At 71.2% G+C, this 22,899-nt stretch carries 23 protein-coding genes; 7 read left to right on the top strand and 16 right to left on the bottom strand.

The window, feature by feature from the left end; all coding sequences use genetic code 11:
- Positions 1-5 precede the first annotated feature (5 nt).
- The 3 genes from AB0I91_RS00810 to AB0I91_RS00820 all read right to left on the bottom strand — a co-directional run bounded on the left by AB0I91_RS00810 (position 6) and on the right by AB0I91_RS00820 (position 3,487).
- Positions 6-2,306: a RelA/SpoT family protein gene (locus AB0I91_RS00810; protein ID WP_498772404.1), complete on the bottom strand. Its 2,301-nt coding sequence runs from the start codon at positions 2,304-2,306 to the stop codon at positions 6-8.
- 124 nt (positions 2,307-2,430) lie between these two features.
- On the bottom strand, positions 2,431-2,634 hold the full coding sequence (locus AB0I91_RS00815) for a DUF397 domain-containing protein (RefSeq protein WP_498772402.1): 204 nt from the start codon (positions 2,632-2,634) through the stop codon (positions 2,431-2,433).
- Positions 2,627-3,487: a helix-turn-helix domain-containing protein gene (locus AB0I91_RS00820; RefSeq protein WP_498772809.1), complete on the bottom strand. Its 861-nt coding sequence runs from the start codon at positions 3,485-3,487 to the stop codon at positions 2,627-2,629. Before AB0I91_RS00820 ends, AB0I91_RS00815 begins: the two co-directional genes overlap by 8 nt.
- A 98-nt stretch (positions 3,488-3,585) precedes the next feature.
- Here AB0I91_RS00820 and AB0I91_RS00825 point away from each other — a divergent pair, with 98 nt between their 5' ends.
- Both AB0I91_RS00825 and AB0I91_RS00830 read left to right on the top strand, forming a co-directional pair.
- Positions 3,586-4,341 (top strand): hypothetical protein, encoded by a 756-nt coding sequence (locus AB0I91_RS00825; protein WP_499634484.1) that lies wholly within the window; start codon positions 3,586-3,588, stop codon positions 4,339-4,341.
- A gap of 77 nt (positions 4,342-4,418) precedes the next feature.
- Positions 4,419-5,603 (top strand): HNH endonuclease signature motif containing protein, encoded by a 1,185-nt coding sequence (locus AB0I91_RS00830; RefSeq protein ID WP_499634487.1) that lies wholly within the window; start codon positions 4,419-4,421, stop codon positions 5,601-5,603.
- Positions 5,604-5,631: 28 nt separating this feature from the next.
- Here the strand turns inward: AB0I91_RS00830 and AB0I91_RS00835 are convergent, their stop codons facing one another.
- From AB0I91_RS00835 to ruvC, 7 genes are all read right to left on the bottom strand, one after another.
- The gene (locus tag AB0I91_RS00835; RefSeq protein WP_498772396.1) at positions 5,632-6,150 is read right to left on the bottom strand and encodes an adenine phosphoribosyltransferase; all 519 of its coding nucleotides are present in this window, start codon (positions 6,148-6,150) and stop codon (positions 5,632-5,634) included.
- Positions 6,147-7,346 carry a protein translocase subunit SecF gene (secF, locus tag AB0I91_RS00840; RefSeq protein ID WP_498772394.1) on the bottom strand — a complete coding sequence of 400 codons (1,200 nt, stop codon included), beginning with the start codon at positions 7,344-7,346 and terminating at the stop codon, positions 6,147-6,149. The genes AB0I91_RS00835 and secF overlap by 4 nt, the downstream gene beginning before the upstream one ends.
- 1 nt (position 7,347) lies before the next feature.
- Positions 7,348-9,195 (bottom strand): protein translocase subunit SecD, encoded by a 1,848-nt coding sequence (gene secD / locus AB0I91_RS00845; protein WP_498772393.1) that lies wholly within the window; start codon positions 9,193-9,195, stop codon positions 7,348-7,350.
- Positions 9,196-9,334: 139 nt separating this feature from the next.
- Complete coding sequence (yajC, locus tag AB0I91_RS00850; RefSeq protein ID WP_498772391.1) at positions 9,335-9,703, bottom strand: preprotein translocase subunit YajC; 369 nt, start codon at positions 9,701-9,703, stop codon at positions 9,335-9,337.
- A 98-nt stretch (positions 9,704-9,801) separates the two neighbouring features.
- Complete coding sequence (gene ruvB, locus AB0I91_RS00855) at positions 9,802-10,857, bottom strand: Holliday junction branch migration DNA helicase RuvB (RefSeq protein WP_498772389.1); 1,056 nt, start codon at positions 10,855-10,857, stop codon at positions 9,802-9,804.
- Entirely contained in the window at positions 10,854-11,444 is a 591-nt protein-coding gene (gene ruvA / locus AB0I91_RS00860) for a Holliday junction branch migration protein RuvA (RefSeq protein WP_498772387.1), read from the bottom strand. Before ruvA ends, ruvB begins: the two co-directional genes overlap by 4 nt.
- Positions 11,441-12,061 carry a crossover junction endodeoxyribonuclease RuvC gene (gene ruvC / locus AB0I91_RS00865; RefSeq protein ID WP_499612829.1) on the bottom strand — a complete coding sequence of 207 codons (621 nt, stop codon included), beginning with the start codon at positions 12,059-12,061 and terminating at the stop codon, positions 11,441-11,443. The genes ruvA and ruvC overlap by 4 nt, the downstream gene beginning before the upstream one ends.
- A 178-nt stretch (positions 12,062-12,239) precedes the next feature.
- Here ruvC and AB0I91_RS00870 point away from each other — a divergent pair, with 178 nt between their 5' ends.
- Positions 12,240-13,763, top strand: coding sequence for a diguanylate cyclase domain-containing protein (locus AB0I91_RS00870; protein ID WP_498772383.1), 1,524 nt, complete (start codon positions 12,240-12,242; stop codon positions 13,761-13,763).
- A complete protein-coding gene (locus AB0I91_RS00875) occupies positions 13,760-14,206 on the top strand; it encodes a cupin domain-containing protein (protein WP_499612831.1) in 447 nt (148 codons plus the stop codon). Before AB0I91_RS00870 ends, AB0I91_RS00875 begins: the two co-directional genes overlap by 4 nt.
- 9 nt (positions 14,207-14,215) lie before the next feature.
- Here the strand turns inward: AB0I91_RS00875 and AB0I91_RS00880 are convergent, their stop codons facing one another.
- Both AB0I91_RS00880 and AB0I91_RS00885 read right to left on the bottom strand, forming a co-directional pair.
- Positions 14,216-14,989, bottom strand: a complete 774-nt coding sequence (locus tag AB0I91_RS00880) for a DUF899 family protein (RefSeq protein WP_499634489.1) — start codon at positions 14,987-14,989, stop codon at positions 14,216-14,218.
- A gap of 13 nt (positions 14,990-15,002) precedes the next feature.
- Complete coding sequence (locus AB0I91_RS00885) at positions 15,003-15,500, bottom strand: DinB family protein (protein ID WP_498772377.1); 498 nt, start codon at positions 15,498-15,500, stop codon at positions 15,003-15,005.
- A 116-nt stretch (positions 15,501-15,616) separates the two neighbouring features.
- Between AB0I91_RS00885 and AB0I91_RS00890 the strand changes: the two genes are divergently transcribed.
- Together AB0I91_RS00890 and AB0I91_RS00895 are read left to right on the top strand one after the other, a co-directional pair.
- On the top strand, positions 15,617-16,675 hold the full coding sequence (locus AB0I91_RS00890) for an ATP-dependent DNA ligase (protein WP_498772375.1): 1,059 nt from the start codon (positions 15,617-15,619) through the stop codon (positions 16,673-16,675).
- 5 nt (positions 16,676-16,680) lie between these two features.
- A complete protein-coding gene (locus AB0I91_RS00895; protein ID WP_499612835.1) occupies positions 16,681-17,640 on the top strand; it encodes a helix-turn-helix transcriptional regulator in 960 nt (319 codons plus the stop codon).
- A gap of 4 nt (positions 17,641-17,644) precedes the next feature.
- Here the strand turns inward: AB0I91_RS00895 and AB0I91_RS00900 are convergent, their stop codons facing one another.
- The 4 genes from AB0I91_RS00900 to AB0I91_RS00915 all read right to left on the bottom strand — a co-directional run bounded on the left by AB0I91_RS00900 (position 17,645) and on the right by AB0I91_RS00915 (position 20,585).
- Positions 17,645-18,187 (bottom strand): uracil-DNA glycosylase, encoded by a 543-nt coding sequence (locus tag AB0I91_RS00900; protein ID WP_498772371.1) that lies wholly within the window; start codon positions 18,185-18,187, stop codon positions 17,645-17,647.
- A gap of 135 nt (positions 18,188-18,322) precedes the next feature.
- The gene (locus AB0I91_RS00905) at positions 18,323-19,075 is read right to left on the bottom strand and encodes a DUF427 domain-containing protein (RefSeq protein ID WP_499612837.1); all 753 of its coding nucleotides are present in this window, start codon (positions 19,073-19,075) and stop codon (positions 18,323-18,325) included.
- Positions 19,072-19,674, bottom strand: a complete 603-nt coding sequence (locus tag AB0I91_RS00910) for a DUF305 domain-containing protein (RefSeq protein ID WP_498772367.1) — start codon at positions 19,672-19,674, stop codon at positions 19,072-19,074. Before AB0I91_RS00910 ends, AB0I91_RS00905 begins: the two co-directional genes overlap by 4 nt.
- A complete protein-coding gene (locus tag AB0I91_RS00915) occupies positions 19,671-20,585 on the bottom strand; it encodes a DUF1996 domain-containing protein (protein WP_499634492.1) in 915 nt (304 codons plus the stop codon). The genes AB0I91_RS00910 and AB0I91_RS00915 overlap by 4 nt, the downstream gene beginning before the upstream one ends.
- A gap of 184 nt (positions 20,586-20,769) precedes the next feature.
- On the opposite strand from AB0I91_RS00915, the gene AB0I91_RS00920 reads away from it, so the two are divergent.
- Positions 20,770-22,887 (top strand): discoidin domain-containing protein, encoded by a 2,118-nt coding sequence (locus AB0I91_RS00920; protein ID WP_498772363.1) that lies wholly within the window; start codon positions 20,770-20,772, stop codon positions 22,885-22,887.
- Positions 22,888-22,899 lie beyond the last annotated feature (12 nt).

Consider the following 22,899-nt stretch of genomic DNA (forward strand, 5'->3'; position numbering starts at 1 on the left):
CCCGGTCACGACGCCGACGTCACCCGGTACACGTCGTACACGCCCTCCACGCTGCGAACCGCCTTCAGCACGTGACCGAGGTGCTTCGGGTCGCCCATCTCGAACGAGAACCGCGACACCGCGACCCGGTCCCGCGACGTCGTCACCGACGCCGACAGGATGTTGACCTTCTCGTCGGCGAGCACCTTCGTCACGTCCGACAGCAGCCGGTGCCGGTCCAGCGCCTCCACCTGGATCGCCACCAGGAACACCGAGGACGACGACGGCGCCCACTCGACGTCCAGCAGCCGCTCGGGCGTCTTGAGCAGCTCGTCCGCGTTGGTGCAGTCCGTCCGGTGCACCGACACGCCGCCACCGCGGGTCACGAAGCCGAGGATGTCGTCACCCGGCACGGGCGTGCAGCAGCGCGCCAGCTTGACCCAGACGTCGGCCGCGTCCTTGACGACGACACCCGCGTCGCCGGTGACCCGCCGCCGCGCCACCGTGGACGGCGTCGACCGCTCCGCCAGCTCTTCCTCGGCGTGCTCCACCCCGCCGAGCTGCGCGACCAGCCGCTGCACGACGTGCCGCGCGGACGTGTGCCCCTCCCCCACGGCCGCGTACAGCGCCGACACGTCGGGGTAGTGCAGCTCCTTCGACAGCGCGCCCATCGAGTCGGCCGACACCAGCCTCTGCAACGGGAGCCCGACGCGTCGGACCTCCTTCGCGATGGCGTCCTTGCCGACCTCGATGGCCTCTTCCTTGCGCTCCTTCGCGAACCACTGCTTGATCTTCGCCTTGGCCCTGGGCGAGGCCGCGAACGACAGCCAGTCGCGGGACGGGCCCGCGCCCTCCGCCTTCGAGGTGAAGATCTCGATGACCTCGCCGTTCTCGAGCTTGCGCTCCAGCGCGACGAGCCGACCGTTCACCCGCGCGCCGATGCACCGGTGACCCACCTCGGTGTGCACGGCGTACGCGAAGTCGACCGGCGTGGACCCGGTCGGCAACGTCACCACGTCGCCCTTCGGCGTGAAGACGAAGATCTCCCGCGCGGCCAGGTCGAACCGCAGCGACTCCAGGAACTCGCCGGGGTCGGCGGCCTCGCGCTGCCAGTCGAGCAGCTGGCGCATCCAGGCCATCTCGTCGACCTCGACGCCCTTGCCGCTGTGCGTGCCGCGCGTCTCCTTGTACCGCCAGTGCGCCGCGATGCCGTACTCGGCGGTCCGGTGCATGTCGTAGGTGCGGATCTGCACTTCCAGCGGCTTGCCGTCCGGTCCGATGACCGTCGTGTGCAACGACTGGTACACCCCGAACCGGGGCTGCGCGATGTAGTCCTTGAACCGGCCCGGCATCGGCTGCCACAGCGCGTGCACGACACCCATCGCCGCGTAGCAGTCGCGGACCTCGTCCACCTGGATGCGCACGCCCACCAGGTCGTGGATGTCGTCGAAGTCCCGACCGCGCACGATCATCTTCTGGTGGATCGAGTAGTAGTGCTTGGGCCTGCCCTCGACCTTGGCCGTGATCTGGGCCGCCGCCATCTGCTGGGACAGCTCGGTGATCACCCCGCCCAGGTACGTGTCGCGCGACGGCGCGCGGTTGGCCACCAGGCGCACGATCTCGTCGTACTTCTTCGGCTGGAGGATCGCGAACGCCAGGTCCTCGAGCTCCCACTTCACCGTCGCCATGCCGAGGCGGTGCGCCAGCGGCGCCAGCACCTCCAGCGTCTCGCGCGCCTTGCGGGCCTGCTTCTCCGGCGGGAGGAACCGCATGGTGCGCATGTTGTGCAGCCGGTCGGCGAGCTTGATGACCAGCACCCGGGGGTCCTTGGCCATGGCGATGACCATCTTGCGGATGGTCTCCGCCTCGGCCGCCGCGCCGAGCTTGACCTTGTCGAGCTTGGTGACGCCGTCCACGAGGAGCGAGACCTCGGTGCCGAAGTCGACCCGCAGCTGGTCCAGCGAGTAGTCGGTGTCCTCCACCGTGTCGTGCAGGAGGGCGGCGACCAGCGTGGTGGTGTCCATGCCCAGCTCGGCCAGGATCGTCGCCACGGCGAGCGGGTGCGTGATGTAGGGGTCGCCGGACTTGCGCCGCTGCGGGCGGTGCTTCTCCTCCGCCACGTCGTAGGCGTGCTGGAGCAGCGCCAGGTCGGCCTTCGGGTGCAGGTCGCGGTGGACGGCGGCCAGCGGTTCGAGCACCTGCTTGACCGGCGCGGCGCGCTGGGCGGTGATCCGACGTGCCAGCCGCGCGCGCACGCGCCTCGTCGCCGACGGCGGCCGTGCGGGCACGGGCTGCGACGTCTGGGCGGGTTCGGTGTCCTGGCTCAACCACGCTCCTCGGGTCTAGGAACCGAGGATAACTCCGTTGCGGGCCTCACCCCGGCGGCGAGCCGATGAGCGGTGCAGTTCACACGACGAGCAGCACCTGTCAATCAGCGCGACCGGTCGGGTTTCACCAGCCTGAACCCGCCGTCTGGTCGCTCTTGAGACCCGCCAGGAACGCCGCGAAGCTCGTCCGGGGGAACCTCAACTGCCCCGCTTCCGGCTGCTTGCTGTCCCGAACGGCGGTCGACTCGACGGTCACGGACAGCTCGACGCAGTCCGGCTGGGTGGAGCTGTAGGTCGACTTCCGCCACCGATCCTGCTGGTCAGGCATACCTGGCGTCCCTCACTTCTCGGATGCACTTCGCGGATTGCTTCGGATCGAGCGCCAGCCGGGCCACGTCGTCCCAAGCCTCGACCAGCCTGCTCACCATCCGCTCATTCTCCACGACCTTGATCCCGCTGTGGCCCTCCACGTAGACCGAGAGCGGTTCCTCGGGCTCGGGGTAGTCGAGCAGGGTCAACGCGCCGAACTGCGGGCCATAGGCACCGGTGTCGAAGGAGACGATCTGAAGGGTGACGTTGTCCTGCTGGGCGACCGTCAACAGGTGCGTCAACTGCTCATACATCAGCTCACGGCCTCCGACCACGCGGTACAGCGCCGCTTCGTCGATCAGCGCGTGCAGCTGGAGCGGGTTGACCGCACGGGAGAGCAAGCCTTGGCGATCACCACGCTCGGCAGCCGCTTGGGCGGTCCACCCCTTGCCCGCGGTCAACGCGGGAGCGCCTCGACCCATCTCTTCGGCGTAGCTGCCGAGCTGGAGGATTCCCGGAATCATCGTCGGGTCGAGTGAGCGTTCCGCGGTCGCCTCTCCTTCGTCCATCCGGAACCGCAGGTAACCCGGCGAGAGAGCGGAGGCGTGCTCGACCACCACCGCGTCCACGTTCGCGCGTTCCCAGAGCGCGGTGCCCTCACCCAGCTCCTCATCGGTCGCCTTGAGGACCATCATGATCGCCAGGAACGTCGGGTAGCGCGGCAGGTGGTCGCCGGACAGCAGTCGGTTGACCGTGTCCTTCGACGTCTTGACCAGGTCCGCGACCTCGGCGGGCTTGAGTCCTGCCCGTTCCACGATCGGTTTGACGTGTCGGCCGAGCCTTCGCTTGGCACGCGTGGTTCCTACCGCCATGACGATCACCTTAGCCACTGTGCGTAGTCGACTTGCACGCAGAGTTCACCCTATTGCTTGCCAGAAGTTTGCCCGCCGCAAACTATAGGGTGGCACGCATGACGGAGAACGTAGACCAAGTGGCGGAGCGCCTCCGCTGCCAGTGGCTGGAAGTGCCGCACAGCTACGGCTTGGCAGCCACGCTGGAGGTGCACCGCGCGACCCTCGCCCTCGCCGAGCGCCACCCCCTCTCGGAGTCCGCCGCCGTCCCGCTGGAGGTCGCCGCGCAGGTCTACGCCCGCATGCGCCTCTTCCAAGCCGCCACCACCATGGCCACGCGCGCGGTCGGGATCCGCCGGGACCTCTGCCTCGAACTGGCCACCGAGGACCGGCTCGCCCACCACGCCTTCGCCCTCGACCTGCTGGCGAGCATCTACCGTGCCCGCGGCATGGCCGACGCCATCACCGGGTGCCTCGTCCAACTGGTCGAGATGCACTTCACGTGCGAGAACAACGCCGGCGTCGCGTGGGCCGTCCGCGAACTCGGTGCGCACGCGCTCCTGACGCGCGACCTGGACAACGCGGTCGCGAAGTTCACCCGGGCCGACGAGCTCTACGCCGAGTACGACGCCGACACCGGGATCGCCGAGGAGCGCGGCGAGTGCCGCGTGCTGCTCGGACGGGCCCGGCTGGCCCAGGGCGACCGCGAATCGGCGCTGCTCTGGTTCAAGCGGGCAGCCGACGACTTCACCATCGCGGGGGCCGACGCGCTCGTGCTCGAAGCGGAAGCCCTCCAGACCGCCGTGCACTCCTCGACCGAGCCGCCCGAGCCGGACCTGCTCGTGATCGGCGACTTCGGCGTCGCCCACTGGTAGGCGAAAGTCTTTATGCTGCAACGGTTTCACTTGATCGAGCGATGCCGGCCGAATGCTCGTTCGAATATCATTTGGTCATGGACACATCGCCCGCGCTGCTCACCGAGGACGGCCTCTTCGCCGCCGTCGCCTCGGTCGAGGCATCCCTGCGGGCGTTGCACCGGCGGCGATTGGAACTGCTGGCCGAGGTGCTCCGGTGCGGCTACGACGTGGACTCGTTCCGACACCTGGCACGGGCGAACCCCGCCGAGATGAAGCAGTGGATCGCGCAGGTCGCGTTGTTCCTGCCCTCGATCACCCCCACCGGCCAACCGCTGCCGCCCTCGCACCCGGAGGTCGGTGCGGCGTTGGCCGAGCACGAGTTGTCCGATGCTCATCTGCGGGAGTTGACCCGGGCGATCACCACGCTCAAGCTGCCCGACTCCTCCGAGGCGATCCTGGTCGAGGCCGCCCGCTCCGTCGAACCCCAAGCGGTGCGGCGGCTGGCCGACCGGATCCGGGACCGGATCGACCAGGAGGCGGCCGACGAGTGGGACGAACCCGCCGCCGAACCCGCCGACACCCTGCACGTGCGAGACCTGCCCGGCGGGCGACTGGAGTTCTGGGGCGAACTGTCCGCCGAGACCGGCGCCCGGTTCACCGCGATGCTCGAACCACTCGCCGCCCCTCGCCCGGACGGCCCGAAGGACCGGGCGCACCGGTGGGGCGAGGCGTTCGGCGACCTCGTGTCACTGGCCTCGCGGTCGGGTGACCTGCCCTCCGAAGCCGGGGAACGCCCCCACATCAGCGTCACCCTCGACTTCGAGACGTTGCGGCGCGGCGCGGGGCACGCGGTGCTCGACGGCGACCACTTCTTGAGCGCATCCCAGGCCCGGCGGATCGCCTGCGACGCCAAGGTCATCCCGGTCGTGCTCGGAGCCGGCTCCGAGGTGCTGGACCTGGGGAGGACGAAGCGCACGGTCAGCGTGGCGCAGCGCAAGGCACTGCACGCCAGGGACCGGGGATGCGCGTTCCCGGGCTGCGGCCGACCACCGAAGTGGTGCGACGCGCACCACGTCCGGCACTGGGCCGACGGCGGCGACACCGACCTCGCCAACATGGTCCTGCTCTGCCGGGCCCACCACAGCCTGGTCCACCACTCACGCTGGAGGATCACCATGACCGGCGGAGTGCCGGCGTTCATCCCACCCCGCCACGTCGACCCCGCCCGACTACCCCGCCAGAACCTCCTCCACCGACCACCCACCGCCCTCGCGGCGTGAACCCGGAGCAGGTCGGACGGTCAGCAGGTCAGACGGTCAGCAGGGCGTTGACGTCACGGCCGGCCAGGCGCTCGCGGCCGCCCAAGCCGGGGATCTCCAGCACGACCGAGATACCGGTGACCACGCCACCGGCGCGTTCGACCAGCTCGCACGCCGCCGCGGCGGTGCCGCCGGTCGCCAGCACGTCGTCCACCACGACGACGTGCTGCCCCGGCACGATGGCCTCCGCCGGCAGTTCCAGCGTGGCCGTCCCGTACTCCAGGTCGTAGGACACGCGGTGCGCGACCGAAGGCAGCTTGCCCGGCTTGCGCAGCGGCACGACGCCGTAGTGCCAGCCATAGCCCAGAGCAGCGCCCAGCAGGAAGCCGCGCGACTCTATCGCGGCCACTACCTGGGTGTCCGGGTGGATCTTGTCCTGGAGGGCGTCGACCACGGCGCGCAGCGCGTCCGGGTCGGCGAGGACCGGCGTGAGGTCCCGGAAGACGACCCCCGGCAGGGGGAAGTCCGGGACCTCACGCAGCAGCCCTAGGGCGCGGTCGAGCTTCAACGGTGCTTCTTGCCCGTCGGGCGGCGTCGCGCGTCGCTCGCCTTGCCGGTCCGCGCGGGCACGCCCGCCGCGGCCGCCATGGCCTTCTCCTTGCGCAACTCGGCCTGCAGCGACTCGTCGTCGGTCGACTCCACGATGTCGCCACCGCTGACGACCTCGCCGGTCGCCTCGCCGGTCGCGGCGGCACGGCGGGCCAGGTTGTCCCGACGCGCCTGCACCCGGGCGGCCTGCGCCTTGTACCGGGCGTCGCGCATCTTCAGGTCCACCGCGATCGGGGTCGCGATGTAGATGGACGACAGCGCGCCGATCACGATGCCGGTGAGCTGCACCAGCGCCAGGTCCTTCAGCGTGCCGACGCCGAGCAGGCCGACGCCGATCGCCAGCAGGCCCAGCACCGGCAGCACCGCGATCAACGAGGTGTTGATCGAGCGCATCAGGGTCTGGTTGACCGCCAGGTTCGCGGCCTCGGCGAACGTGCGGCGGGTGAGGCCGAGCAGACCGCGGGTGTTCTCCCGGACCTTGTCGAACACCACCACCGTGTCGTACAGCGAGAAACCGAGGATGGTGAGCAGACCGATGACCGTGGCCGGCGAGACCTCGAAGCCGACGATCGAGTACACGCCCGCCGTGATCACCACGTCGTGCAGCACCGCGACGAGGGCGGCGAGCGCCATCGACAGCTCGAAGTACAGCGCCAGGAAGATCATCACCGCGACGAAGAACACGAGCAGCGCGATCAGCGCCTGGCTGGTGATCTCACCGCCCCACGAGGCGGACACGGCGCTGTCGCTGATGGCGTCCACGCCGCCGTTGGGCTTCAGGTCCTCGTTGAGCGTGGTCTTGAGCTTCAGGACCTGGTCGGCGTCGAGCGTCTCCGACCGGATCTGGATGGTCGCCGAGTCGCCGGTGCCCACGGTCTGCGTGGCGGCCGGCTCCTTGCCGAGGGCCTTCTCGAACGACTCCTTGGCCTGCTCGACGCCGATCGTGCCGGAGGAGCTGATCGCGGGCATCTGGATCCGCGTGCCACCGGTGAAGTCGATGCCGCGGTTGAAGCCCTTGAACACGATCGACAGGACGCAGATCAGCAGGATGATGCCGAAGATCACGTACCAGCGCTTGCGCTTGCCGACGATGTCGAACGCGCCGTTGCCGACGTAGAGCCGATGGAAAACGTTGCTCTTCTTCGCCTCGGTCACGTCAGACCTCCTTCACAGCGGTGCTCTTCGCACCCGACGGCGCGCGGTCGTCGACAGCGGCCTGGACGGCGCCGCCCAGACCCGAGAGCTTCGGGTTGGACAGGCGCTTCGACTTGGAGATCATGCTGACCAGCGGGTGCGTGACCAGGAAGACCACGACCAGGTCGAGCACGGTCGACATACCCAGGGTGAACGCGAAGCCCTTCACCTGGCCGACGGCGAGCACGTACAGGATGGCCGCGGCGAGGAAGCTGACCATGTCCGCGGACAGGATCGTGCGACGGGAGCGGACCCAGGCGCGCGGCACCGCCGACCGGAACGTCCGGCCCTCTCGCATCTCGTCCTTCAGTCGTTCGAAGAACACCACGAACGAGTCCGCGGTGATACCGATCGACACGATGAAACCGGCGATGCCCGCGAGGTCGAGGGTGAACCCGATCCAGCGGCCGAGCAGCACCAGCACCGCGTAGACGATCACACCGGACAGGACGAGCGACAGGATCGTCAGCACGCCGAGCAGGCGGTAGTAGAACAAGCAGTAGACGAACACCAGCGCGAGGCCGATGCCACCGGCGATCAGGCCGGCCTTCAGCGAGGCGAGGCCCAGCGTCGCGGACACCGTCTCGGCCTCGGAGGCCTCGAACGACAGCGGCAGCGAGCCGTACTTGAGCACGTTGGCGAGGCTGTTCGCCTCGGCCTGGCTGAACTTGCCGCTGATCTGCGTCGAGCCGCCGAGGATGGGCTCGTTGATGTTCGGCGCGGACACGACCTGCGTGTCCAGCACGACGGCGACCTGCTGGGAGACGTTCGCCGAGGTGAACTTGCCCCACTTGTCACCGCCCTCGCCCTTGAAGGTGAGGTCGACGACGAAGCCCGCGCCCTGCGGGTCGGTGCCGGACACCGCGTTGTCGATGTCCTCGCCGCTCAGCCGCGAGTACAGGCTGAAGTCGTCGTCCTTCACGCTGCCGTCGGTCGGCGGGGTGACCGGCGCCAGCACGTACTTCTCGGTGCGGTCCTGGTCGCAGGTCAGCAGCGGCAGCGCCGGGTCGTCGTTGCCGATCAGCGGGTCGACCGCGGGGCAGGTGAACGCGGCGAGCGCCTGGGACACGGTCTGCGCGTCCAGCGTGGTCAGCTGCGGGTCCTGCCGGCAGGTGCGGGACTCCTCGATGGCCCTGGTCGGGTCGTCGGAGTACTGGCCCTGGAAGACCGCGCGGCAGTCGACCTGCGGCTCGGTGGGCGGCTGCTCACCGGCGGGCGCGTTCGGGTCCGCGGGCGGCGTCGTGGTGTCGGCCGGCGGCGTCGTGGTCGGCTGGCCCTCGAACGCCGGGGCCGGGCGGCCCTGCGCGGTCGTGGTCGGCGCGACGGAGTTCGCGGTCTCGGTCGGCTCCTTGCCCTCGCTCGCGGGGGGCGCGGCCGAGCCCGACGTGGTCGGCGGCGCGCTGCTGGTCGGCTCGGGCTCCGGCGCGTTGGGCACCGGCGAGCCGATGACCTTGCGGAAGTTGAGCTTCGCCGTCTGGCCGAGGCGCTTCGCGCCCTCGCTGTCGGAGCCGGGGACCGTGATCACCAGGTTGGTGCCGTCGCGGATGACCTCGGGACCGGCCACGCCCAGACCGTTGACGCGCGTCTCGATGAGCGTGCGCGCCTGGTTGAGCGACTCCTCCGACGGCGTCTTCCCATCAGGAGCCCGGGCGGTCAACGTGACACGGGTGCCACCCTGGAGGTCGATGCCGAGCTTGGGGGTCGCCTTGCCGTTCCCGGTGAAGAACACCAGGGAGTACAGCGCGACCACGATGAGGACAAATGCGCCCAGGTACTTCGCGGGGCGGATTTGCCCGGCCGGAGGTGCCACGGTCCGTCCGTCTCCTGATAGTTGACAAGGTCAGCGAGGCCGCAGCGTACCCCTGATGGTGTGAGCTGCGCGTCACTGCCTGGAGTCGGCACGTTGACAGTTGCCGGCTCCAGGCGAGGCCTCCGCTGGTTACTTCTGGTTACTTCTTGCTCTCCTGCTGTGCGCGGTCGACGTCCGCGGTCTCGTCCACGACGTCGTCGACATCCTCGACGTCGTCCACGACCGCGTCGGTCTCGGTGTCCACGACAACCTTCTCGCGAATGGCCTGGCGCAGCCAAGTGGTGACGACGCCGTCGGCGATCTCGAGTTCGATCGTGTTGTCTTCGTCGTTCACGCCGGCCACCGTCGCGTACAGCCCGGAGGTGGTCATGACCCGGTCACCCGGCTCCAGGGAGTTCAGCAGCGCCTGCTGTTCGGCGACGGCCCGCTTCTGCTTGCGGGCGCTGAGGAACAGCGGCACCGCGAGCAGCACGAGCAGCAGCGGGAACATCAAGGAGGACAGGTCCATCATTCTCCGATCAACCGGACGGGGCGGGCGCGATCAGCGCCCGGTACGTCCGAATTTCTGGGGTGCCGCTGCCGATTGTGCCAGGTGAGTAATACCGATCACTCGGTGGCGTCGTCGAACAGGGATCGGGTGGCCTCCCCAGGCGCCCGGGGCGGCGGCTGCAGGCCCAGGTGCAGCCACGCCGTGGCGGTGGCGACCCGACCACGGGGCGTGCGCGCCAGCATCCCGGCCCGGACCAGGTACGGCTCGCAGACCTCCTCGACCGTGGTGGGCTCCTCACCCACCGCGACGGCCAGCGTGGAGACGCCGACCGGGCCGCCGCCGAACGAACGGACCAACGCGCCCAGGACCGCCCGGTCCAACCGGTCCAGGCCCAGTTCGTCCACGTCGTAGACCTTCAGGGCGTCCCGGGCGACCTCCAGGGTCACCGCCCCGTCCGCGCGCACCTCTGCGTAGTCCCGAACCCGCCGGAGCAGCCGGTTCGCGATGCGGGGCGTGCCGCGGGACCGGCCCGCGATCTCCCGGCCGCCGTCCTCGCGCAGGTCGACGCCGAGGATCCCGGCGGACCGGCGCAGGATCAGCTCCAGCTCCTCGGGGCTGTAGAACTCCATGTGCCCGGTGAAGCCGAACCGGTCGCGCAGCGGCCCGGTCAGCGCGCCGGAGCGGGTGGTGGCGCCGACCAGCGTGAACGGGGCGATGTCGAGCGGGATGCTGGTCGCGCCGGGGCCCTTGCCGACGACCACGTCGACCCGGAAGTCCTCCATCGCCAGGTAGAGCATCTCCTCGGCGGGCCTGGCCATCCGGTGGATCTCGTCGATGAACAGCACGTCGCCCTCGACCAGGTTCGACAGCATCGCGGCCAGGTCGCCCGCGCGTTCGAGGGCGGGGCCGGAGGTGATGCGCAGGGACGCGCCCAGCTCGGCCGCGATGATCATGGCGAGGCTGGTCTTGCCCAGGCCGGGCGGGCCGGACAGCAGCACGTGGTCGGGCGGCGAGCCGCGTTGCATCGCGCCCTGGAGGACCAGTTCGAGCTGCTCGCGGACCTTCGGCTGGCCGACGAACTCGTGCAGGTCCTTCGGCCGCAGGGTGGTTTCGAGGTCCCGCTCGGCGGGATCCGGCAGCGGGTTGAGGGTGTCGTCCTCGTCGTGGTTCATCGCTTGCGGCCCAGGGCGGCCAGGGAGCGGCGGAGGACCTCGGACGTGCCCAGCGCGCCGTCGGCGGCCAGCACGGCGTCGACGGCCTGCTCGGCCTGCTTGGCCGGGAAGCCGAGGCCGAGCAGCGCCTCGGTGACCTGCGCGCGGACCTGGCCCGCGTCGCCGGTGGCGCTCGGCGCGGGCTCGAGCCGGCCGACCTTGTCGCGCAGCTCGATGATCAGGCGCTCGGCGCCCTTGCGGCCGATGCCGGGCACCTGGGTGAGCACGGTGATGTTGCCCTCGGCCAGGGCGGCGCGCAGCTTGTCCGGCTCCAGCACGGCCAGTGTCGCCAACGCCAGCCGCGGCCCTATCCCGGACACGGTCTGCAGGAGGCCGAACAGCTCGCGGGCGTCGGCGTCGGCGAAGCCGAAGAGGGTCAGCGAGTCCTCGCGCACGACCAGCGCCGTGGCCAGCTGGGTCTCTTCGCCGCGGCGCAGCGTGGCCAGCGTGGCGGGGGTGGCCTGCACGGCGTAGCCGACGCCGCCGACCTCGACGACGACGTGGTCGAGCCCGATGGACAGCACCTGCCCGCGCAGTGACGAGATCACTGACCCTTACCTGCTTCCCGCTTGTCGATCGGTGTGGCCTTGCCCGGTGCGGCCGCTGCCCTCGCACCGGCCTGTGCCAGTTTGGCGCGGTGCGTCCGGGCGATCTCAGCCGCCCTCGCCTGCGCCTCCTCCAGGCGCGACCGCATGGGCGCGCGCCACAGGTGGCAGATGGCCAGCGCGAGCGCGTCGGCGGCGTCGGCGGGCTTCGGCGCGGTCTTGAGGCCGAGCAGCTTGGTGACCATGGCGGTGACCTGGGCCTTGTCCGCCCGCCCGGAACCGGTGACGGCGGCCTTGACCTCGCTCGGCGTGTGGAACACGACCGGCAGGCCGCGGCGGGCCGCCGACAGCGCCACCACGCCGCCCGCCTGCGCGGTGCCCATCGCGGTGCGCACGTTGTGCTGGCTGAACACCCGCTCGACGGCCACCACCTGGGGCTGGTAGCGGTCCAGCCACTGCTCGACCGCGTCGGAGAGCTGGAGCAGCCGCCGCGCCAGGTCCTCGTCCGCGGGCGTGCGCACGACGTCCACGGCGACCGGCCGCACGGTCCGGCCGGGACCGCCGTCGACCACCCCGAACCCGCACCGGGTCAGGCCGGGGTCGACTCCGAACACGCGCACGCTGGTCCCCTCAACCGCCGACGAACACCAGTTCGAACCTTAGAGGGTGATCACGGCGGACGGCCCGGTGACACGCGCACGGTGACGAACAGGCACCCCCCGATCGACACAGCGTCACGAGGTCACTACAGTGGCTCGGTCAACTGATCGACTCCAGTGGCGGCATGAGCGGGGTGCCATGACCCTGAGGCGGTTCGGCGTCGTCTCCGTCGCCGTCTGCGCCCTGGTCGTCTGCGTCGTCAGCCTCGTGGTCTCCGGGGTGCTCGACCGGCCGACGTCCGTCGCGATCGACAAGTTCACCCAGTTGCTCGCCTCGGTCGCCGCGATGGTGTCGTACTGGCGGGCCGCGCGGGCGCGGCAGGGGGTGGCGCGCCGCTGGCGGCTGTGGATGGTCGCGGCGATGGCGAGCCTGGCCGTCGGGCTGGCCGTGTGGATCTGGGGCCAGGTGTTCCTCGGGGTGGCGCTGCCCTCGTCCACGCTGGCGCCGATCGGGTTCATGCTCGTGCCCGGGCTGACGCTGTGCGCGGTCCTGGTGCTGGCGCACGGCGGGTCGGGCAAGCTGCCCGGCCACCGCAGCAAGCTGGTCGTCGCGCTGGACGGGCTGATCGTGGTCGGCTCGCTGTTCGTGCTCACGTGGGTGTCGCTGCTGGAGTCGATGGTCCGCGCGTGGGCCACCTCCGGCCCGGGTTTCGCGACCGTCGTGGCGCACCCGGCCGCCTACCTGGTGATGCTGGTCGTGCTGCTGGTGTCGTCGTGGACGCACCGCTCGGTGCGGCAGCTGCCGGTGCTGTTCATCGCGTTGGCGGGCCTGGCGCAGTCGGCGTCGGGCTGGGTGTTCGCGTACCTGGTGAGCAAGGGCGCCACGGCCATCCCGACGGCAGCCGACATCGGGTTCATGGTGTGCCCGGCGTTGTTCTTCCTCAGCTCCATCGCGCCGAGCAACGCCGCGCGGGAGCGGGTCGGCGCGGCCAGGCTGCGCGCGGGCGAGCTGCTGCACCTGCTGGTGCCGTACCTGCCGATGCTGGTCACGGGCCTGTTCATCGTGGTCGGCACGGCGACCGGCGTGCGGCTCAACCCGCTGGAGATCTACGTCGGGCTCGGCGTGGTGCTGCTGGTGATCGCGCGGCAGCTGCTGACGCTGATCGACAACGTGAAGCTGCTGGAGCAGCTGCGGGAGAGCCGGGAACGGCTGCGGCACCAGGCCTACCACGACCCGCTGACGGGGGTGCCGAACCGCGCGCTGTTCCGGGAGCGGCTGGACGCGGCGCTGGCCGGGACGTCGCCGGTGGTGGTGCTGTTCATCGACGTGGACGGGTTCAAGGACGTCAACGACAACTTCGGCCACGCCGAGGGCGACGCGGTGCTGCGGATCGTGGCGTCGCGGTTGCAGGCCTGCGTGCGGTCGCAGGACGTGGTGGCGCGGTTGGGCGGCGACGAGTTCGGCGTGCTGGTCGACGGCTACCCGCAGCCGCCGGAGGAGATCGGGCGGCGGGTGCTCGGCGCGCTGGACGAGCCGCACCGCACGGCGAACGGCTCGCACGTGATCCGGGCGTCGATCGGGATCTCGCACCGCGAGGCGTTCGACCCGTCGTTGACCGCCGACGACCTGCTCGGCACGGCGGACGCGGCGATGTACACGGCGAAGCGGCTCGGCAAGGGGATGGTCGTGGTGCACGGATCGGTGGAGGCGGAGCTGACATGAGCATCGAGGACGTGATCAAGACGCTGGGGATGGTCGAGTTACAGGTCGAGGGAGGGTGGTGGGCGCAGTCGTGGCGCTCGCCCGAGGCGTCCGCGATCTACTACCTGCTGCGGGAGGGCGAGTTCTCCGGCATGCACCGGCTGGACCACCTGGAGATCTACTCCTACCACCGCGGCGCGGCGTTGCGGATGCTGCTGCTGCACCCGGACGGCACGGTGACGACGCCGGTGCTGGGCCCGGACCTCGCCGCGGGCGAACGGCCGCAGGTGGTCGTGCCCGCCGGGGTGTGGCAGGCCTCCGAGCCGGACGGGGACTGGTCGATCGTCGGCACGGTCGTCGTGCCGCCCTACAACGACGACGTGGTCAGCTTCGGCGAGGCCGACACCCTCGCCCCGCTCTACCCCTCGCACGCCGACCTGATCCGCCGCTACTGCCGCTTCTGACCGCCGTCCCTAGTGGTGGTGCCGCTCCCGGCCGAGGGTGTCGACCGGGAGCGCGCCGGGACGGGTCCACTGCGGCACGGGGCGGCTGGTCGGGCCCCAGGTGGCGGTCCCGTCCGCGTCCGCGCGCCAGGACCAGCACGCGTCCCGGCCCGCCGGCCACCCGTCGGGGTTGTCCTCCCAGGCCTCACCGCGGCCGTAGGGCGTCAGGTCGAGCAGGCCCAGGGACCCGTTGACCCGCTCGTTGCCGCGGCCGGTCGTGGAGTAGGTGAGGAACGCGCGGTCGCCGTCGCGCAGGAAGCAGGTGAGGTGCCCCATGCTGTCGCCGACCGGCGCGGCCAGGTCGCGCACCGAGTACCAGGGCTGGGTGTAGCCCATGAACTCGACGTAGGCGGCCACCTCGTCCCACCGGCCCGTGGTCAGGACGGCGAACGAGACGCCGCGGGCGTTGAGGTAGACGGCGTCCTTCAGGTGCCAGGCCGTGGTGGTGCAGCCCTCGCACTGCCCCTGGTGCGGCGCGCCGTCGTACCACATGTGCTTGTAGACCACGAGCTCGTCGCGGCCCTGGAACAGGTCCAGGAACGGGACCGGGCCGTCGGGTCCGACGACCTCGACCGCGCCGTCGAACTCCACCATCGGCAGTCGGCGGCGGGCGGCGGCGAGGGCGTCGCCCTCGCGGGTGTGCGCCTTCTCGCGGACCAGCAGCTCGTCGCGGGCGGCCTGCCAGGTGGCCGGGTCGACGACGGGCGGGCGGCCGGGCCGCGCGGTGGTCGGGTCGGGTGTCATGGTGTCCTCCTGGTCAGCCCATCGTCTTCTGACCGTCGAGGGTCTCGCGGATGATGTCCGCGTGCCCGGCGTGCTGGGACGTCTCGGCGATCAGGTGCAGCACCACGCGGCGGACGGTCCACGAGACGCCCGGCTCGAACCACGGCGCGACGGGCAGCGGGTGGGCGGTGTCCAGGTCCAGGTCCGCGAGCAGCCGCTCGGTCTTCGCCGCCGTCTCCTCGTAGTCCGCGAGCAGCCCGGCCAGCGTCTCGTGCTCCAGCATGCGGAAGCCGTTCTCCCAGTCCGCCGGCACGCTCTCCATCAGCTCCGCGCCGCCGACCGCGAAGCGCATCCAGCCCTCTTCCACGGCGCGGACGTGCTTGATGAGGCCGCCGAGGGAGAGCGCGCTCGCCGTGGGCGTCTGCCGCGCCTGCTCGTCGCTCAGCCCGCGCACCGTGACGCGGAGGAACCCGCGGTGCCTGTCCAGGCTCGTCAGCAGGTCGGTGAGCTCGGTCGAGAGGGTGGTGTTCATGGTCTGGTCTGCCTTTCGCCTCAGTGGTGACACCACCCTAAGACGCATTGCGGACAACTTCGGCCCTCGATTCCGCACCACGGTGAATTCCTCCACTTCGAATTACGCTCGGGCCCGTGGACCTCCCCGTGATGCCGCCCGTGCGGCCGATGCTCGCCAAGGCCGTGCACGCGGTGCCGCGCGAGCCCGGGCTCGTCTTCGAGCCGAAGTGGGACGGGTTCCGGTGCGTCGTGTTCCGCGACGGCGAGGAGCTGGAGCTCGGCTCCCGCAACGACCGGCCGTTGACGAGGTACTTCCCCGAGGTGGTGGAGGTGCTGCTGGCGGGGCTGCCGCCGCGGTGCGTGGTGGACGGCGAGATCGTCATCGTCACGCCCGACGGGTTGAGCTTCGACCTGCTGCAACTGCGGCTGCACCCGGCCGCGTCGCGGGTGCGCAAGCTGGCCGTCGACACGCCGGCCGCGTTCGTCGCGTTCGACCTGCTCGCGCTGGAGGACCGGGACCTGACCGCGGTGCCGTTCGCCGAACGCCGACGGCTGCTGGAGGGCGTGCTGCGGGACGTGCCGGGGCTGTACCTGACCCCCGCGACGGACGACCCCGACCAGGCCGAGGACTGGTTCACCCGGTTCGAGGGCGCGGGGTTCGACGGCGTGGTGGCCAAGCGGACCGACCTGCCGTACGAGCAGGACAAGCGGGTGATGTGGAAGGTCAAGCACGAGCGGACGGCCGACTGCGTGGTGGCCGGGTTCCGGCCGCACAAGGACGGGGTCGGCGTCGGCTCGCTGCTGCTCGGGCTGTTCGACGACGCGGGTTCGCTGCACCACGTCGGCGTGGCCAGCAGCTTCACCGCCGCGCGCCGCCGTGAGCTGCTGGCGGAGCTGGCGCCGTACCGGGAGGACGCGCTGGCCGACCACCCGTGGGCGGAGTGGGCCGCGATCGACGCCGCCACGCCCGGCGCGCAGAGCCGGTGGAACCCGACCAAGACGCTGACCTGGGAGCCGCTGCGGCCGGAACTGGTCGCCGAGGTGCGCTACGAGCACCTGCAGGCACGGCGGTTCCGGCACACGAGCAGGCTGGTCCGCTTCCGCCCGGACCGCACGCCCGAGTCGTGCACGTACGCCCAGCTCGAGGAAGTCGCGCCGGCGGAGCTGATGGACGTCTTCGGCGTGCGAAGCTAGGTCGGGTGACCGACACCGCGGGCCGGCTGCTCTCCCTGTTGTCCCTGCTCCAGATGCCCCGCGAGTGGCCGGGCAGCGAGCTGGCGCGGCGGCTGGAGGTCAGCCCGCGCACGATCCGCCGCGACGTCGACCGGCTGCGCGAGCTCGGTTACCCGGTCGAGGCGTCGATGGGCGCCGAGGGCGGCTACCGGCTGGTCGCGGGCACGGCGATGCCGCCGCTGCTGCTGGACGACGAGGAGGCCGTGGCGATCGCGGTCGGGTTGCGCACGGCGGCGCGGCAGACCGTGGCGGGCATCGAGGAGGCGTCCCTGCGGGCCATGGCGAAGCTGGAGCAGGTGCTGCCGTCGCGGTTGCGGCGGCGGGTGGCCGCGTTGGGCGCGGCGACCTTGCCGGTGGTGCTCGGCGCCGACGGGGTGACGGTGGACCCCGAGCACCTGACCGTGCTGGCGTCCGCCATCGCGAACCGGGAACGGCTGCGGTTCCGGTACTCGGCGGCGGACGGCGCGGAGAGCAGGCGGCACGTCGAGCCGCTGCACCTGGTGCCGTCCGGGCGGCGCTGGTACCTGGTGGCGTTCGACCCGGAGCGCGACGACTGGCGGTTCTTCCGGGTCGACCGGATGACCGCGCTGTCCCCCACCGGGGCCCGGTTCGCGCCGCGCACCCTGCCCTCCGACGACCCGGCCGCCTACCTGGCGGAGCACATGCTCAGCCGGGCGCCGACCTACACCGCCGTGGCGACGGTCCACCTGCCCGCCCGTGACGTGCGGGCCAGGTTCCCCGGCGCGGACGTCGAGGTCGTCGACGAGCGGACGTGCGTGCTCCGGAACTTCTCGGACACGGTGGAGTACCTCGCGTTCCACCTGGTGCAGCTGGGTTGCGAGTTCGAGGTGCACGAGCCGCCCGAGCTGGTCCGGCACCTGCGCGAGCTGCACGACCGGGTCGGGCGGGCGGTCGGGCGCGGCTGAGCGCTCAGTCGGCCGCCTTGGCCGCCTGCCGACAGGCCTCGACGAGCTGCGGCCACCGGCCCGCCCGGTCGCGGTTGATGGACAGCGGCGACGGGTGGGGCGCGTTGAACACCTTCAGCTTGTGGCCGCGGCCGGACAGCGTCCAGCCCGTGCCCGCGGGCCTGCCCAGCACCACGACCGACTTGAGCGAGGTCAGCATCCGCAGCAGCTCCACCAGGTACGGCACCGCCGCGCGCAGGTCGGCGGGCGACGGCTCGCGGCCGGACAGGTACCAGGGCACCACGTTCCAGCTCAGGCTCACCCGCCGGGACAGGCCCGCCTCGGCCATCGCGGCGAACACGTTGGCCGCGGTCGGGTCGTCGTTGTCCGGCGAGTTGAGGCCCGAGCCCGACGACGCGGGCCCGGGCGACTCCAGCAGCAGCAGGACCTTGGCGTTCACGCCGCCGCTCGCCGGGTCGAACAGCGGCACGTCGGCCTTGCGCTCGGTGGCGATGCGCTGCGCGAACTCCGTCAACTTCGCCAGGTGGGGCGCTTTGAGCAGAGCCATCTTCCGAGCGACGACCACGGGGTTCCGGTGTGCCCTCGGGGTGGAGGGGAAGACGTCCATGGGCGCTAGCGTTCCCGTCTTGATCAGGCACTACCATCCGCCGTCCGGGCGGCGCCCCGGAATCGTGGGAGGCGTTCAGGCGAAGTGGGTGCGCGGCCGCTCCTCCAGGACGCCGTCGACGTAAGTGTCGACCTTCTCGTTGTAGAACGCGACCAGACCCGCGAGCGGCCTGCTCTCCGGCAGCGGGTTGCGGTAGCCCCAGACGACGTTCTCGTGCGTCTGGTCGCCGACGACCACGGACCAGTACTCGGCGGTGCCCTTGTACGGGCAGCTCGTGCTCAGGTCGGTCGACCGCAGGAGGTCCAGCCGGACGTCGGTCATCGGCAGGTAGTAGCGGGCGGGCAGCCCGGTCTCGAACAGGATCACCGGGCGGTGGGAGTTCGCGACCTCGACGCCGCCGACCTCCACCCGGATGTGCCTGCTGCTCTGCAGCGCGTCGACCCTGGTGTAGGGGTCGCGCGGGTGGGCGTAGACCGGCTCGTCCTCCTCGAACCACTCGTCCATCGCGTCCCAGTCCAGCCGGACGAGGCCGCGCAGCGCCTCCAGCGGCGAGTCCGGGTACCGCAGCCCCGCGCCCGCCGCCGACGCCGAGCCGGTCTTCACGTCGAACAACTGGCCGTTGCCCCGGCTGGGCGACCGCTTCACCTCGCCGGTCGCCACCAGGTCAGCCCGGACGTCCTCCGCCGGGAAGTAGTACGTGGGGTAGTAGGGCATCTCCCACACCAGCACCGGCCGCGTGGTGTCCACGACCAGTTCGCCCGCCAGGAAGGCCCGGACCCGCTTGGTCCCGGTCTCCACCCGCACCCGTCCGCGTTCCGCAGCACTCATGATTCCGAAACTACGCGCGAGTCCGCCCGGTCGGGAGGCGTCGGGTTTCTCCGGTGTTGCCCAACGTGGCCCGGTGTCGCGGCGGCCAGGCGCTCGGTCTGCGCCGCCCGTGCCGCGCCGATCGACGCCGCCAGGTCGCGGGTCTCCCGGTCCGCGCCGCTGTCCTGCTCGCCGCGCGCGAGCAGCGCCGACTGCTCCAGGTGCTCGCGCAGCTTCGCGGGCAGGCCGGCCGGGTCCAGGCGCAGGCCGGCCAGGTCCGCCTCCGACACCAGGCCGGGCATCTGGTGGCCGGCGTGCGGGTTGTCGCCCGACAGCCCGGCGCGCTCGCGCAACCGCTTGAGCTGGGCCAGCTCCCGCCCGTGCGACTCGGCCAGCTCCGCCGCGAACGGCGCGAGCTCGGGCGGCGCGAGGGCGAGCGCGGGCAGCAGCTGCTCGTTCATCGGGATCATCAGCTGGATCCACGCGGTGTCGGTGGCGTTGAACGGCGACGCCGGGGCCGGCGGCGCGGGGGTCGGCGCCGGCGCGCACGCGGCCAGCACCAGCAGGGCGGCACCCCAGAGCGCTCGGAAGCGCCCCGGGGTGGACGGGATCGTCGTCACCGCGGCAGCCGGTAGTCCGGCCCGAGGGCGGCGCCCCGGTGCGGCTTGTACTGGTCGTACCCGCGCGGGTCGCACTGCAGGCCGCCGTTGACGCAGTGGCTGACCAGCGCCTGCAACGTGGGGCCGTCCCACGCGTTCATGAAGTCGTAGTGCCAGGTGTAGCCGCGTCCGCTGGCCAGCCGCACGCGTGACATGTCGCCCGACACCGGGAAGGCGATCTTGAACTCCAGCATCGGCACGGGCACCGGGTGCGTGGCCGGGCACACGAGCGTCGCCCGGTCCGGGTACGCCATGTGCGACTTGTGGTCCGCCGAGTCGAGTTCGCGCCCGTTCCAGCAACTCGGGGCCTGGTAGCGGACGTTGAGCTGGCTGCCCGGCGGGCAGTAGGACGGGAAGTCCCAGTTGTGGGCGCTGTTGCCGCACTCCCAGCCCTCGACCGCGCCGGGCGCGGTGCGGAACTGCTCCTGCGTCGCCGTGGGGCTGCCCACCACGAACCGGATCCCGGCCGGGAACGACCGGACCTCCTGGTACTTCAGGATCCCCGACTTGTAGTAGATGACCTGGGGGAAGTCGGGCACGACCAGCTGGTCGCCGTTGTAGAGCGAGGGGAACCAGTACGCCGACTTGTCGTCCGGGGTCTTGCAGTTGGTCTGCCCGGCCTTCAGCGACGCGGTGGTGCTGCTCGCGTTGGTGGAGCTGTTGCCCAAGAACGTGTGCATGTGCGACGCGCCGGGCAGCCCGGGGAAGACGATCGGGTCGTCCGGCCGGTGCGCGGTGACCGAGCAGTTGGCCTGGAACTCGTGGTGCGTGACCAGCTCATCGGCCTGGGCCGGTTGGGTGACGACCGTCAGGGCGGTCGCGAGTAGGCCGGCCGCGGCGGTCGCGGCCAGGGTGCGGAGTGTTCGGGACACCTTTGTCCTCCTGCCGACGTGGGAACGTGGCTGGGAGAGCGCTCTCCCGATTGAGGTTGCCCGCCCGCCACCGAGGTGTCAAGGGGCGGCGCATTGACAGATCCGTAGTCAGTTCGTAACACTTCAAGCCGGGTTGAGAGAGCGCTCTCCCGCACCTCGATCCGACAATCCGGCAGGAGACGCCATGCACCGCCTCCGATCCGTCAGCACGGCACTCGCGCTGCTCATAGGACTCGCCGTGGTCCCGGGCACCGCGAACGCCGCACCCGTGCTGCTCTCCCAGGGCAAGCCGGCCACGGCGTCCTCGACCGAGGGCGCGGGCACACCCGCGTCGGCGGCCGTGGACGGCAACGCCGGCACCAGGTGGGCCAGCGCGTGGAGCGACCCGCAGTGGCTGCGGGTGGACCTCGGCGCCGCCTCGACCCTCAGCCGAGTCGAGCTCGACTGGGAAGCCGCGTACGCCACCTCGTTCCAGGTCCAGGTCTCCGCCGACGGCAACGCCTGGACCACCGTGCACACCACGACCGCCGGCACGGGCGGCAAGCAGGGCTTCGCCGTCACCGGGTCGGGCCGGTACGTCCGCGTCTACGGCACCCAGCGCGCCAACGGCTACGGCTACTCCCTGTGGGAGTTCCGCGTCTTCGGCACGCAGGGCGACACTCCCCCGCCGGGCACGGGCGTGCACGTCACCGGCTCCCAGGGCAACTGGCAGCTCGTGGTGGACGGTCGGCCGTGGACGGTGAAGGGCCTCACCTGGGGCCCGCCGGCGGCGGACGCGGCCCGGTACATGCCGGAGCTGAAGTCCATGGGCGTCAACACGTTGCGCACCTGGGGCACCGACGGTTCCACCAGGCCCCTGCTGGACGCGGCGGCGGCCAACGGCATCAGGGTGATGAACGGCTTCTGGTTGCAGCCCGGCGGCGGCCCCGGTTCCGGCGGCTGCGTCGACTACGTCACCGACGCCACCTACAAGTCCGACATGCTCAACACCATCCGGCAGTGGGTGACCACCTACAAGGACCACCCCGGCGTGCTCATGTGGAACGTCGGCAACGAGTCCATCCTGGGCCTGCAGAACTGCTACTCCGGCGCGGAGCTGGAGAACCAGCGCGTCGCGTACGCCAAGTACGTCAACGAGGCCGCGCGCGCCATCCACGCCGTCGACGCCAACCACCCCGTCACCAACACCGACGCGTGGACCGGCGCGTGGACCTACCTGAAGGCGCACGCGCCCGACCTCGACCTGTACTCGGTGAACTCCTACGGCAACGTGTGCCAGGTCCGGCAGGACTGGATCAACGGCGGCCACACCAAGCCGTACATCCTCACCGAGGCCGGCCCGGCCGGCGAGTGGGAGGTGCCCGACGACGTCAACGGCGTGCCCAGCGAGCCGACGGACGTGCAGAAGCGGGACGGCTACACCAGGGCGTGGGACTGCATCACCGGGCACGCCGGGGTGTCGTTCGGCGGCACGTTGTTCCACTACGGCACGGAGTACGACTTCGGCGCGGTGTGGTTCAACCTGACCCCGGCGGGCAAGAAGCGGCTGTCGTTCTACGCGGTGCAGCGGGCGTTCGGCGGCGCGAGCCCGGCCAACACCCCGCCGGTGATCACCGCGATGAACCTGCCGACCAGCGTCCCGGCCGGCGCGCGGCTGACCGTCGACGTGGCCGTGAGCGACCCGAACGGCGACCCGATCACCTGGTCGGCGGCGTTCAACAGCAAGTACGTCGACAACAGCGGCGGCCTGGGCTTCACGCCCGTGCAGGTCGACGGCAACCGGCTGACCGTCACCGCGCCCGATCGGCTCGGGGTGTGGAAGGTGTACGTGATGGCCGAGGACGGCCGCGGCAACATCGGCATCGAGACGAAGTCGGTGCGGGTGGTCGCGCCGCAGCCGGCGGGCGTGAACGTGGCGCGGGGCAAGCCGACCGCGGCGTCGTCCTACCAGCAGGTGGGCGACGGCGCGCCGTTCCCGCCGGCCAACGCCGTGGACGGCAACGCGGGCACCCGCTGGGCCACCGACTGGTCCGACCCGCAGTGGTTGCGGGTCGACCTCGGCGCGGTGACCACGTTCCAGCACGTGCAGCTGGTGTGGGAGGGCGCGTACGGCCGGGCGTACGAGATCCAGGTGTCCGACGACGGCGCCACCTGGCGTCCGGTGTACGGCACCACGACCGGCAACGGCGGCGTCGACTCGATCGACGTCACGGCGACCGGCCGGTACGTGCGGCTGCACGCCACGCAGCGCGGCACCGGGTGGGGCTACTCGCTCTACGAGCTCGGCGTCTACCGGCGCTGACGGAAAAAGCCG

It is taken from the genome of Actinosynnema sp. NPDC049800 (assembly GCF_040656635.1).
GTDB lineage: Bacteria > Actinomycetota > Actinomycetes > Mycobacteriales > Pseudonocardiaceae > Actinosynnema.